Origin of the sequence: Actinomadura sp. NBRC 104412, assembly GCF_030269515.1 — a bacterium.
Taxonomy (GTDB): domain Bacteria; phylum Actinomycetota; class Actinomycetes; order Streptosporangiales; family Streptosporangiaceae; genus Spirillospora.
In genome coordinates, this window is sequence record NZ_BSTM01000003.1 from 321,625 (window position 1) to 335,178 (window position 13,554).

General features: G+C 70.9%; 15 protein-coding genes. 3 read left to right on the forward strand and 12 right to left on the reverse strand.

The window, feature by feature from the left end:
* The first annotated feature begins 22 nt into the window (after window positions 1-22).
* Together QSK21_RS05885 and QSK21_RS05890 are read left to right on the forward strand one after the other, a co-directional pair.
* Window positions 23-550 (forward strand): GNAT family N-acetyltransferase, encoded by a 528-nt coding sequence (locus QSK21_RS05885; RefSeq protein ID WP_285694200.1) that lies wholly within the window; start codon window positions 23-25, stop codon window positions 548-550.
* A gap of 56 nt (window positions 551-606) precedes the next feature.
* Window positions 607-1,632 carry an SGNH/GDSL hydrolase family protein gene (locus QSK21_RS05890; protein WP_285694201.1) on the forward strand — a complete coding sequence of 342 codons (1,026 nt, stop codon included), beginning with the start codon at window positions 607-609 and terminating at the stop codon, window positions 1,630-1,632.
* Here the strand turns inward: QSK21_RS05890 and QSK21_RS05895 are convergent.
* The 12 genes from QSK21_RS05895 to pip form a co-directional block, all read right to left on the reverse strand.
* Window positions 1,592-2,767: a nitronate monooxygenase gene (locus QSK21_RS05895; protein WP_285694203.1), complete on the reverse strand. Its 1,176-nt coding sequence runs from the start codon at window positions 2,765-2,767 to the stop codon at window positions 1,592-1,594. The genes QSK21_RS05890 and QSK21_RS05895 overlap by 41 nt on opposite strands.
* A gap of 33 nt (window positions 2,768-2,800) precedes the next feature.
* On the reverse strand, window positions 2,801-3,196 hold the full coding sequence (locus QSK21_RS05900; RefSeq protein WP_285694204.1) for a Zn-ribbon domain-containing OB-fold protein: 396 nt from the start codon (window positions 3,194-3,196) through the stop codon (window positions 2,801-2,803).
* Between the two features lie 2 nt (window positions 3,197-3,198).
* On the reverse strand, window positions 3,199-4,401 hold the full coding sequence (locus QSK21_RS05905) for a thiolase family protein (protein WP_285694206.1): 1,203 nt from the start codon (window positions 4,399-4,401) through the stop codon (window positions 3,199-3,201).
* A 56-nt stretch (window positions 4,402-4,457) separates the two neighbouring features.
* Window positions 4,458-5,324: an ectoine/hydroxyectoine ABC transporter ATP-binding protein EhuA gene (gene ehuA, locus QSK21_RS05910; RefSeq protein WP_285694207.1), complete on the reverse strand. Its 867-nt coding sequence runs from the start codon at window positions 5,322-5,324 to the stop codon at window positions 4,458-4,460.
* A complete protein-coding gene (gene ehuD / locus QSK21_RS05915; protein WP_285694208.1) occupies window positions 5,311-5,964 on the reverse strand; it encodes an ectoine/hydroxyectoine ABC transporter permease subunit EhuD in 654 nt (217 codons plus the stop codon). The genes ehuA and ehuD overlap by 14 nt, the downstream gene beginning before the upstream one ends.
* Window positions 5,965-6,015: 51 nt before the next feature.
* Complete coding sequence (ehuC, locus tag QSK21_RS05920) at window positions 6,016-6,735, reverse strand: ectoine/hydroxyectoine ABC transporter permease subunit EhuC (RefSeq protein ID WP_285694209.1); 720 nt, start codon at window positions 6,733-6,735, stop codon at window positions 6,016-6,018.
* A 3-nt stretch (window positions 6,736-6,738) separates the two neighbouring features.
* Window positions 6,739-7,632: an ectoine/hydroxyectoine ABC transporter substrate-binding protein EhuB gene (gene ehuB, locus QSK21_RS05925; RefSeq protein ID WP_285694210.1), complete on the reverse strand. Its 894-nt coding sequence runs from the start codon at window positions 7,630-7,632 to the stop codon at window positions 6,739-6,741.
* Between the two features lie 163 nt (window positions 7,633-7,795).
* The gene (thpD, locus tag QSK21_RS05930; protein WP_285694211.1) at window positions 7,796-8,704 is read right to left on the reverse strand and encodes an ectoine hydroxylase; all 909 of its coding nucleotides are present in this window, start codon (window positions 8,702-8,704) and stop codon (window positions 7,796-7,798) included.
* Window positions 8,701-9,117, reverse strand: a complete 417-nt coding sequence (locus tag QSK21_RS05935; RefSeq protein ID WP_285694212.1) for an ectoine synthase — start codon at window positions 9,115-9,117, stop codon at window positions 8,701-8,703. Before QSK21_RS05935 ends, thpD begins: the two co-directional genes overlap by 4 nt.
* Before the next feature lie 46 nt (window positions 9,118-9,163).
* Entirely contained in the window at window positions 9,164-10,426 is a 1,263-nt protein-coding gene (gene ectB / locus QSK21_RS05940; protein ID WP_285694213.1) for a diaminobutyrate--2-oxoglutarate transaminase, read from the reverse strand.
* A 128-nt stretch (window positions 10,427-10,554) separates the two neighbouring features.
* Window positions 10,555-11,154 carry a diaminobutyrate acetyltransferase gene (gene ectA / locus QSK21_RS05945; protein ID WP_285694214.1) on the reverse strand — a complete coding sequence of 200 codons (600 nt, stop codon included), beginning with the start codon at window positions 11,152-11,154 and terminating at the stop codon, window positions 10,555-10,557.
* 414 nt (window positions 11,155-11,568) lie between these two features.
* Window positions 11,569-12,540: a prolyl aminopeptidase gene (gene pip, locus QSK21_RS05950; protein WP_285694215.1), complete on the reverse strand. Its 972-nt coding sequence runs from the start codon at window positions 12,538-12,540 to the stop codon at window positions 11,569-11,571.
* A gap of 399 nt (window positions 12,541-12,939) precedes the next feature.
* Between pip and QSK21_RS05955 the strand changes: the two genes are divergently transcribed.
* A partial coding sequence (locus QSK21_RS05955) for a hypothetical protein (protein WP_502871514.1) occupies window positions 12,940-13,554 on the forward strand: 615 nt, incomplete at its 3' end.

Here is a 13,554-nt window from a genome sequence, read left to right on the forward strand (position 1 = left end):
GGAGGGGACGTACGATCGCGGGATGAGCATGGAGCCGCGGCCCGCGCGGGAGACGGATCTGGCCGTCCTGCCGGAGATCGAGAGGTCGGGCGACGCGATGTTCGCGGACCTGGGGATCGTGTTCCCTCCCGGGCCCATGGTGATCGAGACGATGATCGGGAAGGGCGCGGACATCCTGGTGGCCGGGAACCCGCCGGTGGGGTTCGCCGCCGTCCGCGAGCTGGACGGCGCGGCGCATCTGGAGCAGATCTCCGTGCGCTCCGACCTGGTGGGGCACGGCATCGGCGGCCGGCTGCTCAAGGAGGTGCTCGCGCGCGCCGCCGAGGAGGGCGCTCCCGGGGTGTCGCTGCTGACCTTCCGGGACGTCCCCTGGAACGGGCCCTGGTACGCCAGGCACGGCTTCGCCGTCCTGCCCGAGGAGCGATGGACGCCTGGGCTGCGCGCCCATTGGAACGCCGAGGTCGGCGCGCGGCTGCATGAGCTGGGGCCGCGCGTCGTCATGTGGGCGCCGTCGCCGGGCCCGGACGACACTGATCGATCTACAATGTAAAGGCGGGAACCCGGTCGGGCCCATGGACGTCGTCTCATGGCGAGGGGAGGGGGCGCATGCGCATCGGGCTCGGTGGACGGGGTCGCTCGGTCGCCGTCCTCATCGGGCTGCTCGCCGTGGCGATCGTCCCGCTGGTCGCGTTCCCCGCCGTCCGCTGCGAGATCTTCGGCGGCGGCTGCCCCCGGCCGGTCGCCGCGAAGGCCGACGACACGGTGCGGGCGCCGCAGCGCCGCCCGCTCACCCCGGTCGAGGCCGCGACCAGCGGCACGTACGTGGCGCTCGGCGACTCCTACTCCTCCGGCGTGGGCGCCGAGGCGACCGCGGCCGACCACAACCCGCTGTCGGGGTGCCAGCGGACGTCCAAGGCGTACTACCACCAGATCGCCAGGTCGTTCAGGTTCAGGTCGACCGCGTTCTGGGCCTGTGCGGGCGCCACCACGCGCACCGTCCTGACGGGCAAGTCGGGGGAGCCGTCCCAGCTGAACCGGATCGACGGCGGCACCAGCCTGATCACGATCAGCGTGGGCGGCAACGACGTCGGGTTCTCGAAGGTGATGGCCGGCTGCGTGGTGAAGCTGCCGTGGAGCCGCACCTGCACCGAGCAGGGCAAGGACGTGGCGTACCGGATCGCCGACCTGCGCCGCTCGCTGCCCGACCTGTACGCGCGGATCATCGCGAAGGCGCCCCGGGCGCGGATCGTGGTGATGGGGTACCCGCGTCCGTTCTCCGAGGTGGACGGTGCGGCGGGCGACAACATCTCGGTGGGGGACCAGCAGTGGCTGAACGCGCGGGCGCGTGATCTGAACGAGGTGATCCGGCAGACCGTGGCGGAGGCCGACCAGCGCGTGGCGGAGACCGGCGGCGCGGGCAGCGTGGAGTTCGTGGACGCTTACAGCGCCTTCGCGGGCCACGAGGTGGGCAGCGCGGACCCGTACATGAACGGCCTGGGCGTCAGCCTCTCGTCGCTGGCGGCCGAGCCGCGCAGCTTCCATCCGACGGTGCGCGGGCACGAGGCGCTGGCGCGCCTGTTCATCGCGCAGATCAACCGGGGCCCGGGACGGCCGCTCCATCAGTTCCGCTGAGCCGGTTGAGCCGGTCGAGGGCGTCGGTGAACTCCTCGATCATCTCGTAGACGACCTGGCGGGCGGGTTTGACGGCGTTGAGGTAGCCGACGCACTGGCCGACGAAGTAGTTGGCGAGCGCCCGCGCCCCGGGATGGCCGGACTCGGCGATCTTGTCGATCTGGTTCAGCGCGCCCTGCGCGATGATCATCTGGAGGGGCATGCCGAGCGCGCCGGGGCTGTCCGGGCCGTCCCATTCGTCGGTCCAGGCGGAGCGGAGCTGGCGGGCGGGCTTGCCGGTGCGGGACCGGGATCTGACGGTGTCGCGGGACGTGGCGGCGAGCAGCTTCTCCTTGACGGCGGGCGCGGTCTCGGCCTCCTCGGTGGTGAGCCAGACCGAGCCGCACCAGACGCCGGAGGCGCCCAGCGCCATCGCGGCGGCCATCTGGCGTCCGGTGGCGATGCCGCCGGCGGCCAGCACGGGGATCGGGGCGACGGTGTCGACGACCTCGGGGACCAGCACCATGGTGGAGATCTCGCCGGTGTGCCCGCCGGCCTCGCCGCCCTGCGCGACGATGATGTCGGCTCCGGCGGCGACCTGGCGGCGGGCGTGCTCGGCGGTGCCGACGAGGGCGGCGACCGGGACGCCCGCGCCGCGGGCGGCGTCCACCATCTGGGGCGGGGGCGGGCCGAGCGCGCTGGCGATGAGGCGGATGGGGTGCGCGAGCGAGACGTCGATGAGTGCGGTGGCGCCCTCCTTGGTGACCTGGGTTCCGCCTGAGCGGGCGTTGCCGGTGCTTGACGGGGTCCGCGCGGGCATGGGGACGTCGTATTTCTCGAAGAGGTGGCGCAGGAAGGTCCAGTGCTCCTCGGGGATGGCGGCGAGCATGGTGTCGAGGCCGCCCTCGCCGCGTCCGGCCCGTTCGGCGGATTCGTCGATCTTGCCGGGGACCAGCACGTCCACGCCGTACGGGCGGCCGCCGACGTGCTCGTCCAGCCAGGTCAGCTCCTTTTCGAGCTGGTCGGGGGTGTAGGCGACGGCGCCGAGCACGCCCATGCCGCCGGCGTTGGTGACGGCGGCGACGACGTCGCGGCAGTGGCTGAAGGCCAGCAGCGGGAACTCGATGCCCAGCGTCTCGCAGATCTCGGTGCGCACGGCTCGTACGCTAGGCCCCGAACGCCGTTCGGTCTAGGGGCGGAAGAGCAGCGCGGTCTCGCCCTCGTCCGGATGCTCGTAGTGGGCCCGGAGCGGCAGGTTCTCGCGCAGCTCGCCGGGCGCGACGCCGGCCAGCCGCGTGTGCAGCCACGGGCCTTCGGCCAGTTCCACCAGGGCCAGGATCGCCGGGGGCGGCACCGTCCCGTCCTCGGCGGGGCGGCCGTGCACGACCGTCCAGCTCACCAGGGTCGCGTCGCCGCGGGCCTCCGCCCAGTCCAGGCCCTCTTCGCCGCACTCGGCGCAGGTGCCCTGGTCCGGTGCCGACCAGTGGCCGCAGGACGCGCAGCGCCTGATCATCAGCCGTTCGGACGCCGTCCCGTCGAAGAAGGGGTCGGTGCGCCCGTCCCGGCGCAGGATGCCGATGTCCACGCCTAGGCCTCCTTCGGATGCGGGCTGAGGATCAGCGTGGAGTGGTGGTCGAGGATGCCGCCGTTCCCGCTGACCAGGATCACGTCGTTGCGGTCGGCCTGGCGCTCGCCGCCGTCCCCGCGTCCCTGGATGACCGCCTCCGACAGCGGGGTCATGCCCCACATGTAGTACGCCGACAGTTGCCCGCCGCCGGTGTTGGTGGGCAGCGCGCCGCCGGGCCCGAGGGCGCCGGAGGCGGCGAACGCGCCGCCCTCGCCCTTGGCGCAGAACCCGTAGTCCTCCAGCGTCACCACGACGGTGTAGGTGTAGCAGTCGTAGAGCTGCGCCTGGCTGATGTCGTCCACGGTCACACCGGCCATCTTCATCGCGATCGGCCCGGACGTGGCCGCGCCCGTGGTGAGCCCGAAGCCGCTGCCGCGTTCCCTGCGGTGACCGGGATGGCCCTGCCCCCAGCCCCACACGTGGACGGGCGGCCGTGCCAGGTCGCGGGCACGGTTAGAGCTGGTGAGCACGACGGCGATGGCGCCGTTGGAGACCAGGCAGCAGTCCAGGAGGCGCAGCGGCTCGGCCACCCAGCGGGACGAGCGGTGGTCGTCCAGCGTGATCGGCTCCCGCATCTGCGCCCGCGGGTTCCGGGACGCCCATGCGCGCGTGCTCACGGCGACGGCCCCGAGCTGTTCGGTGGTGGTTCCGTACCGGGCCATGTGCCGCTGGGCGGCGAGCGCGTAGAAGGTGTTGACGGACCGGAACCCCAGCGCCGCCGTCATCCCGCCGTACCCGTACCACTGCGCCTGTCCCGGCGCGGCCCCGGACCCCGCCGGGGCGCCCCGGTCGTACGCCGAGCCCGCCGATTGCCTGGGCTTGAGCGGTGCGTCGGCGAACACGCAGGCCACCGTGGACGCGGCGCCGCTGAGGATCGACGTCGCCGCGTACGAGACCATCGCGCCCGCGGTGGCGCCGAAGGAGTTCACCAGGGACAGCAGCCGCAGGTCGCGCAGGCCCAGCGTGGCGGCCAGCTCGATCCCCGGTGACCCGCCCAGGCCATGGCTGACCAGCAGCCCGTCGAGGTCGCCGAGTGTCAGCCCGGCGTCCGCCACCGCCAGCCGCACCGCCTCGGCCGCGAACGAGCGCGGGCTGCGCCCGTACACCCTGCCGAGCTCGGTCATGCCGAGACCGACGATCGCGGCGCCCGTGCCCTCACCCATGCCCCCACGGTACCGAATCACATTCGGCTCATCCGGAGGGGGTGCGGGGGCCGCGCTCAGCTCGCGAGCACCGCCTGGAGGAAGTCGCGGGTGCGCTGCTCGGACGGCTCGCCGAAGATCTGCTCGGGCGGGCCCTCCTCGACGATCTGGCCCTTGTCGAACATCAGGACCCGGTCGGAGATGTCCCTGGCGAACCCCATCTCGTGGGTCACGCACAGGATCGTCAGGTCGCTGGTGCGCGCGATGTCGCGCAGCAGGTCCTGGACGCCCACCACCAGTTCCGGGTCGAGCGCCGAGGTGACCTCGTCCAGCAGCAGCACCTTCGGCTCCATGGCCAGGGCCCGCGCGATGGCGACGCGCTGCTGCTGCCCGCCCGACAACTGCGTGGGGTGCGCGTTCGCCCTGTCGCCCAGCCCGACCAGGTCCAGCAGCCGGTGGGCGCGCTCGGCGGCCTCGTCCTTGGACAGCCCCAGCACGTGCATCGGCGCCTCGGTGAGGTTCCGCAGCACGTTCATGTTGGGGAACAGGTTGAACTGCTGGAACACCATGCCGACCTGCTTGCGCATCTCGTGCAGGTGCCGTTCGTTGGCCGGGACGAGGGCGCCGCCCTTCCTCATGTGCCACAGCGGCTCGTCGCCGATGCGGATCACGCCGCCGTCGAGCCGTTCCAGCGTCATCAGCAGCCGCAGGATCGTGGTCTTGCCCGAGCCGCTGGGCCCGATCAGCGTCACATGCTCGCCGGGCGAGACGTGGAAGTCCAGCTCGCGCAGCACGACGTTGTCGCCGAACCGCTTGACGACCTTCTCGAAGTGGATGCCCGGGGCCTGGCCGCCGTCCGGGCGGGCCGGGCCTTCGTCGGCGCGCTTGGCGAGCGGCGACTCCTCCGGCGTCGGGGTTTCGGGGGTGGTGTCAGTAGGTGGCATAGCGCCTCTCCAGGCGACGGACGGCGATCGACGACACGATGCTGACGACGATGAACAGCACGGCGATGGTGGTGAGCGGCTCGAGGGTCTTGAACGACCTCGCCCCCTCCTGGTACGCGACGCCGAGGAGTTCCAGGACGGTGATGCCGAACAGCAGCGGCGAGTCCTTGAACATGGCGATCAGGTAGTTGCCGAGCGTGGGTATCACCTTGCGGACGGCCTGCGGGAGGACCACGTCCTGCCAGACCCGCCGCTTCGGCAGGTTCAGCGCGGTGCACGCCTCCCACTGTCCCCGGGGGACGTCGGCGATGCCCGCCCGGTACACCTCGGCGGTGTAGGTGGAGTAGTGGATGCCGAGGCCGAGGATGCCCGCGGAGAGCGGCCCGAGCGTGAGCCCGAACTCCGGGAACACGTAGAAGACGAAGAACAGCTGCACCAGCAGCGGGGTGCTGCGGATGAACTCCATCACCCATCGCGTGACCTGGCTGACGACCCTGCTGGGCGAACGGCGCAGCATCGTCCACACCAGGCCCAGCACCAGGGCCAGCGCGTAGCCGACCAGCGTGGCCACGACCGTGATCCGCAGGCCGCTCAGCATGTCGGGCAGGAACTGCCCGGTGTACTCCCAATCCCAGGTCACGCGTCCTCCTCATGGGGTGACGGCATGATCGAGCGCGGCGCAAGCATGGCGTCACCCCACCGTTCCGCCGCCCGGCGCGGACGCCGCGACGGTGGCCGGGTCGGCCTTGTCACGGGACGGCCCGCGGCCCAGCATCCGGTCCACCCGCCGCTCGGCGTAGCGGACGAACAGTTGCAGTAGCTGCGCGATGACGAAGTACATCACCAGGATGGTGGTGAAGGTCCACACCGTCTCGCCGGTGTTGGTGCGGATCTGCTGGGCCCGGAACGTCAGGTCCGCGATGGTGATCAGCGAGACCAGCGCGGTGCCCTTCATCAGCTCGATGAGCAGGTTCCCGAACGGCGGCAGCATCAGCGCGATCGCCTGCGGCAGCAGCACCCGGCGCAGCCGCTGGGCGGGCCGGAAGTTCAGCGCCACCGTGGCCTCGTACTGGGCCCTGGGAACGGACTGGATCGCGCCGCGCACCACCTCGGCCCCGTAGGCGCCGACGTTGAGGCCGAGCGCGAGCACCCCGGCGAACATCGGCACCAGTTCCAGGCCGAGGTTGGGCAGCGAGTAGAAGAACCAGTACATCAGCACCAGGGCGGGCGAGCCGCGGAAGAACTCCACGTACACGCGGTTCAGGACGCGCACCGCGCGGTGCCGCGAGGTACCGGCGATGCCGAACACGAGCGCGAGCACCAGGGCCAGCGCGCTGCCGTAGACGGTGAGCTGGATCGTGATCCACGCGCCCTGCACCAGCAGCCGGTAGCTGTCGAGGACGTCGCCCACGGCTCAGACCGCGCAGAACTTGGCGGCGGTGTCGTCGGCGGCCGGCAGCTCCGCCTGGGTGAAGCCGAACGGCTGGATGATCGGCAGCAGCTTGTTCTGCCGCTTGAACTCGGCCAGCTTGTCGTTGAACGCCTTGAGCAGGTCGGTGTCGGCCTTCCGGAACGCGAACCCGCCCGCGCCGAGCTGCTCCTTGCCGTCGATCACCGGGGTGAACGGCTGGGTCAGCTCGTACGGCTCGCCCTTGTGCTTGGACAGCAGGTCGGCCAGCGAGATGCGGGTGAGCGCGATCGCGTCGATCCGCTCTGCCTTCAGCGCCTCGTACGCCGAGGGCTGGTCCTCGAACGTCTTGATCTGCCCCTTGGGCACGCCCAGCTCCTCGGCGAACCGTCCCTCGACCGCGCCGGTGAGCACGCCCACGTCGGCCTTGGCCCGGGCGAGGTCCTCGAACTTGGTGATGTTCTTGGGGTTGCCCTTGGGCACCATGAACGCGTTCTTGGCCACGTAGTCGGGGTCGGAGAAGGCGACCGACGCGCAGCGTTCCTTGGTGATGAACATCCCGGCCGCGATCACGTCGAACCGCCGGGCGTTCAGCCCGCCGATCAGGCCGCCGAAGGCGACCTGGACCCCCTCCACCTCGGGGATGCCGATCTCCTTGAAGATCGCCCGGGCCAGCTCCGGCGCCTCCCCGGTGAGCCTGCCCGAGCTGTCGGTGTACCCGTAGGGCGCCTCGTTGGCGAAGCCGACCTTGATCTTGCCGTCCTGTCTGGCCTTCTCCAGGCTGCCGCCACCCTGCCGTTCCTGCTCGGGATCGGTGGTGGAGCAGCCGGCCGCGGCCAGCGAGACGCCGGCGCCGAGCAGCACGCCTGCGCGCAGGAAGTCGCGTCGTGAGGAAGTCATCGTTGATCTCCTTGGAGGCCCCGCGACCGCCACGCGCCCGGAAGGGCCCGCGGCGGCCGCGGAGCGTGGTGTCGGTGGCGGGTGATCTTGGTTGGCGGGTGGCTGGAAAGGTGGACGCCGCGTGAAGGGCTGTTTAAGGAAATCGGTGTGGCGGCGCCGCTGGTTACGCACCCACCGGTGTGAAGTCGCGGGCGCCGATGAACGACGGCCTCGGCGAGTCCGCCGCGAACGGCTTCACGCAGGCGTTCTCGACGCTGTTGAACACGATGAACACGTTCGAGCGCGGGTACGGGGTGATGTTCCCGTTGGAGCCGTGCATGCAGTTGCAGTCGAACATGGTCGCCGAGCCCGCCGCGCCGGTGAACAGCTCGATACCGTACCTGTCGGCGAGGATCGACAGGCTGCCCGCGTCGGGCGTGCCGACCTGCTGGTCCTTCAGGGACCGCTTGTAGTGGTCGTCGGGGGTCTCGCCCACGCACGACACGAAGGTCTTATGCGAACCGGGCATGATCATCAGCCCGCCGTTGTGGACGAAGTTCTCCGTCAGCGCGATGGAGATGCTGACCGCGCGCATGCGCGGCATGCCGTCCTCGGCGTGCCAGGTCTCGAAGTCGGAGTGCCAGAAGAAGTCCCTGCCGCCGAACCCCGGCTTGTAGTTGACCCTGCTCTGGTGGACGTAGACCTCCGAGCCGAGGATCTGCCGGGCGCGGCCCACCACCCGCGGGTCGCGGACCAGGTTGGCGAACACCTCGCTGATCCGGTGCACCTCGAAGATGGAGCGCACCTCGTCCGAGCCCTTCTCGGTGACGGTCCGCTCGTCCCGCAGCACCGCCGGGTCGGACGACAGCCGCCGCAGCTCGGCGCGGTAGTCCTCCACCTCCGCGGGCTCCAGCAGCCGGTCGATGGTCAGGTAGCCGTCGGCCTCGAAGGACTTCAGCGTGGCGGCGTCGATCGGCCCGTCCTCGGGACGGCCGTACACGACCGGGTCCTGGCGGTAGAGGAGCGCGGGCTCGCCGCACCGGCGGGTGGGATAGGCGTCGTCGATGGACGGATGGTTCTGGATGATGCTCACGAGGTCGCGTCCTCCTCGGTCGGATCCTCCACGGTCAGGAGGGGGTAGACACCGTTCTCGTCATGCACCTCCCGGCCGGTGACCGGCGGGTTGAAGACGCACACGGTGCGCACGTCGGTGTGGGCGTTGAGGGTGTGGTGCTCGTGGCCGTCGAGCAGGTACATCACGCCGGGCTCGATGCGGTGCCGCTCGCCGGTCTCGTCGTTGACGAGCTCGCCCTCGCCCTCGATGCAGTACACGGCCTCGATGTGGTGCGCGTACCACATCCTGGTCGAGGTGCCCGCGTACAGCACCGTGTCGTGCAGCGAGAAGCCCACCCTGTCGCCGGCCAGCACGAAACGGCGGCTGCACCAGGTCGGTGCCTGCACGTCGCGCTCTGTTCCGATGATGTCCTTGAGAGAACGGACGATCACGTCGTGTTTCCTTTCCGGTGTCGCGCCTGGGTCGGGGGACCGGCGCTCAGACCGACACGGTCTCGCGCACGGCGCGCACCGAGTCGGCGATGATCTCCAGGCCCCGGTCCAGCTCGGCCTCGGTGGTGGTGAGCGGCGGCAGCAGCTTGACGACCTCGCTCTCGGGGCCCGAGGTCTCCATCAGCAGGCCGCGGCCGAACGCCTCGGCGCACACCCTCGGCGCGGCCTCGGCGTCCCGCATGACCAGGCCCCAGGCCAGCCCGCGGCCGCGCACGCCCTCGACGGCGCCGGCGTGCTCCATCGCGATCTCGTTCAGCGCCCGCTCCACCTGGCCGCCCTTGGCGGTGGTCTGCTTCTCCAGGTCCTCGCCCGTCCAGTAGTCCTCCAGGGCGCCGGTGGCGGTGACGAACGCGGGGTTGAAGCCGCGGAAGGTGCCGTTGTGCTCGCCCGGCTCCCACACGTCCAGGTCCCGCCGCAGCAGCGTGATCGCGAACGGCAGCCCGTACCCGCTCAGCGACTTGGACAGGCAGACGATGTCGGGGACGATCCCGGCCTCCTCGAAGCTGAAGAAGCTCCCGGTGCGGCCGCAGCCCATCTGCACGTCGTCGACGATCAGCAGGATGTCGTGCCGCCTGCACAGGTCGGCCAGGCCGCGCAGCCAGTCGGCGGTGGCCACGTTGATCCCGCCCTCGCCCTGCACGGTCTCGACGATCACGGCGGCGGGCTTGTCGAGGCCGCTGCCGCTGTCGTCCAGCATCGTCTCCAGCAGCAGGAAGTCGGGGGTGCGGCCGTCCAGGTAGTTGTCGTAGGGCATGGTGACGCCGTGCCCGAGCGGCACGCCCGCCCCGTCCCGTTTCATCGAGTTGCCGGTCACGGCCAGCGCGCCCAGCGTCATCCCGTGAAAGGCGTTGGTGAAGCTGATGACCGTCTCCCGGCCGGTGTATTTGCGCGCCAGTTTGAGCGCGGCCTCCACCGAGTGGTTTCCCGCGGGCCCCGGGAACTGGACCTTGTAGTCGAGCCCGCGCGGGCGCAGCACGATCTCGTCGAAACGCTCCAGGAACTCGCGTTTGGCGACGGTGTACATGTCCAGGCCATGGACCACCGCGTCGCTCGCGAGGTAGTCCATGAGCCGCTGTTTCAGAAGTGGATTGTTATGCCCGTAGTTAAGCGTTCCGGCGCCGGCGAAGAAGTCGAGGTAGGATTTGCCGTTCTCATCGGTCATATGGCTTCCGCTGGCGGTGCTGAACACGGTGGGCCAGCCCCTGCAGTAGCCGCGGACCTCGGATTCGAGGTGGGTGAAAACGTCCATGTTTCTGCCTCCGGGAGGTGGGGGTGGACAGGTGGGGTGGACGGGGGCGAAAAGTGGATCTTGGAAAAGGCGGCGGGCATGCCGCCCTCCGGGCAGGGCCCGCTCGTCCCTGCCCGTGCCGTCTCGCGCTAAGTGGCCGGCCGTGCCGCGCGCGGGCGCGCCGCGTGCGCCCGCGCGGGCGCCGGGCCCGCGGGCACGGCGGCCGTCAGCGGGCCGATCCGGAACAGCTCTTCGGGCTCGTGGCCTTCGGGAAAGTGCTCGGTACCGAACAAGGGGGTGCGTTCCAGCGGGCAGCCGCGGGCCCGGGCGAAGGATTCGAACATCCTTGTGGAGGCGGTGTTGTCCGGCGTGACGGTGGCCTCCAGGTAGGTGTGGCCGCGCGGCGCGAGCCGGTCGCCGAGGGCGTCCAGCATGCGGCGCGCCAGGCCCCGCCCCCGGAACGAGGGGTCGACGGCCACCTGCCAGACGAAGAAGGTGTCGTCACTCCCGGGGCGTATGTAGCCGGTGATGAAACCGCACGGCCCTGTTTTCGCACGGGCCACTACGGACGTACCGGAGAAGTCCCGGCACCACAGTAGGTAGCTGTACGGCGAGTTCACGTCCAGAACTCGCGATTCCCGTGCGAGCCGCCACAACTCCGGGCCGTCTTCGAGCCGTGGCTCCTCCAGTCGTATGGCCGGGTCCGGTCCTGTTCGGTCAGCGGGCGATTGCAGGGGTTGCGCTGCCATGTCCAGGTAATTTAGCGAATCACCGCCGCTGATCGCTACGGATTGTTATCCGGCCGATGTTTAGCCTTCCCGGTACTGGGTATAACAAAAAGCTTGTCAATTTCGGGTTTATTTTCGGGCGTTCCGCGCTCGCCGTTCCGGCGCAATTCCGGGTGCTACGCAGGTGTAACCCGGGAACCCGGACGGCGGCCCGCGGGCCGCTCGTCACGGCGCACTCTAGGCGTTTGTTACAGGCGTGTGACGGAATCTATGTCTCATTTGTGTGACGTGAATCACAAGAACTTCGTGTCAACGAGGTGCGTGCGGCCCGCGTCACGTTCCGTTACGCGAGGTGAGAGCGGTGCCGGCGGCCTGTGCGCCGGCTGAACACCCCCTGAAAGGGGCCACCCGCCCGACCGGCGCCGTCCGGGGAGGTCACCCGTCCGAGCGGGCGAAGCGGTCGGTCGCCTCGATCAGGCGGTGCAGGGTCCCCGGCTCGCTGTAGGCGTGGCCGGCGTCGTCGACGATGTGGAACTCTGCCTCGGGCCAGGCGCGGTGCAGATCCCACGCGGTGGCCACCGGCGTGCACACGTCGTACCGGCCCTGGACGATCACCGCCGGGATGTGCCGGATCCTGCCCACGTCGCGCAGAAGCTGGTCCTCCTCGAAGAACCCCTCGTTGACGAAATAGTGGTTCTCGATGCGGGCGAAGGCCACCGCCTGGTCGGGCTCGCCGAACGCCTTGGCCATGTCCGGGTCGGGGCGCAGCGTGAGCGTCCGTCCCTCCCACAGCGACCACGCCCGCCCGGCGGCGACCCGCACGTCCCGGTCGGGGGAGTTGAGCCGCTCGGTGTAGGCGGCGAGCAGGTCGTCACGCTCGTCCTCGGGGATCGGGGCCAGGAAGTCCTCCCACAGGTCGGGGAACAGCAGCGAGGCGCCCTCCTGGTAGAACCAGTACAGCTCGAACGGCCGCAGCATGAAGATGCCGCGCAGCACCATCTCCGAGACCCGGTCCGGGTGCGTCTCCGCGTACGCGAGCGCCAGCGCGCTGCCCCACGACCCGCCGAACACCAGCCACCGTTCGACGCCCAGGTGCTCGCGCAGCCGCTCCATGTCGGCCACCAGGTTCCAGGTGGTGTTGGACTCCAGGGACACCGCCGGGTCGCTGGCGTGCGGGAGGCTGCGACCGCAGTTGCGCTGGTCGAACAGCACGATCCGGTACGCCTCCGGGTCGAACTGGCGGCGGTGCGCGGGGCTGCAGCCGCCGCCGGGACCGCCGTGCAGCATCACCGCAGGCTTGCCCTCGGGGTTCCCGCAGACCTCCCAGTAGATCTGCTGGCCGTCACCGACATCGAGCATCCCGGACTCGTACGGCTCGATCGGCGGGTACAGCGTGCGAAGTTCCATGAGCGCCGATTGTCGCACCGCGACCGTCCCCGGACGGCCCTCGCCGCGCTCGTTTCGCGCCTCGCGGCACGCCCGCCCGCGCGGCCTAGTAGCCTCCTGCCGTGGCACGGAGCGGACCCTGTGGACGATCCATGCGCGCGAATAGACGGCGAGGATCGAGAAACTAAACCCCAAACTGGGCAAACGCCGTGCTCGACGGCACTAGAGTGCGTTGGGTGAGCGAAGCGACGAGGCGCCGGGCGGAGTGCGGCCGCCGGGCGAGGAGTGCGGCGAGCACCATGCGAACGACGGCCCCGCGAGAGCGGCTCCGCGTCGCCGGGCGAGGAGACACGTGAGCGAGCTTGCGAGCGAACCGATGAGCGCGGCGGTCCCGCTCATGGGGCCGACGAGGGAGGCCGCGTGAGTGAGCTGAACGGATCGGGTTCACGGCCCGTCCAGAACACCGGCGCTCCCTGGCCGCGGCCGGCCAGGGACGCGGCGGCGAAGCAGCCGATCAAGGCGGCCGGGCAGCAGCCGGGCGCTCAGCAACCGGCTGCGCAGCCCCCGGGCGCACAGCCACCGGGTGCCCGGCCGCCCGCCGAGCCCGCCCGGCCCGAGCCGGAGCGGCAGGAGGCGCAGCCCTGGGACATCGTGGAGCGGCTGCGCCAGATGGCCGACCTCATCGGCGACGCCCTGGCCGCCGGTGAGCGCAAGGTCAACGAGGCGCAGACCGACCTGCAGTCGATCCAGGCGGAGAAGGAGTCGGCGCAGCGCGACGCGGCCGCCGCCTGGGGCGAGGTGCAGCGGGCGCGGGGTCAGGCCGAGCAGGCGGACCGGCGCGCGGTGGAGGCCGAGCGGCGGCTGGCCGAGGCGCAGAAGGAAGCGGCCGCCCAGTTGCAGGCCGCCAAGGCGGAGAAGGAGTCGGCGCAGCGCGACGCGGCCGCCGCCTGGGGCGAGGTGCAGCGGGCGCGGGGTCAGGCCGAGCAGGCGGACCGGCGCGCGGTGGAGGCCGAGCGGCGGCTGGCCGAGGCGCAG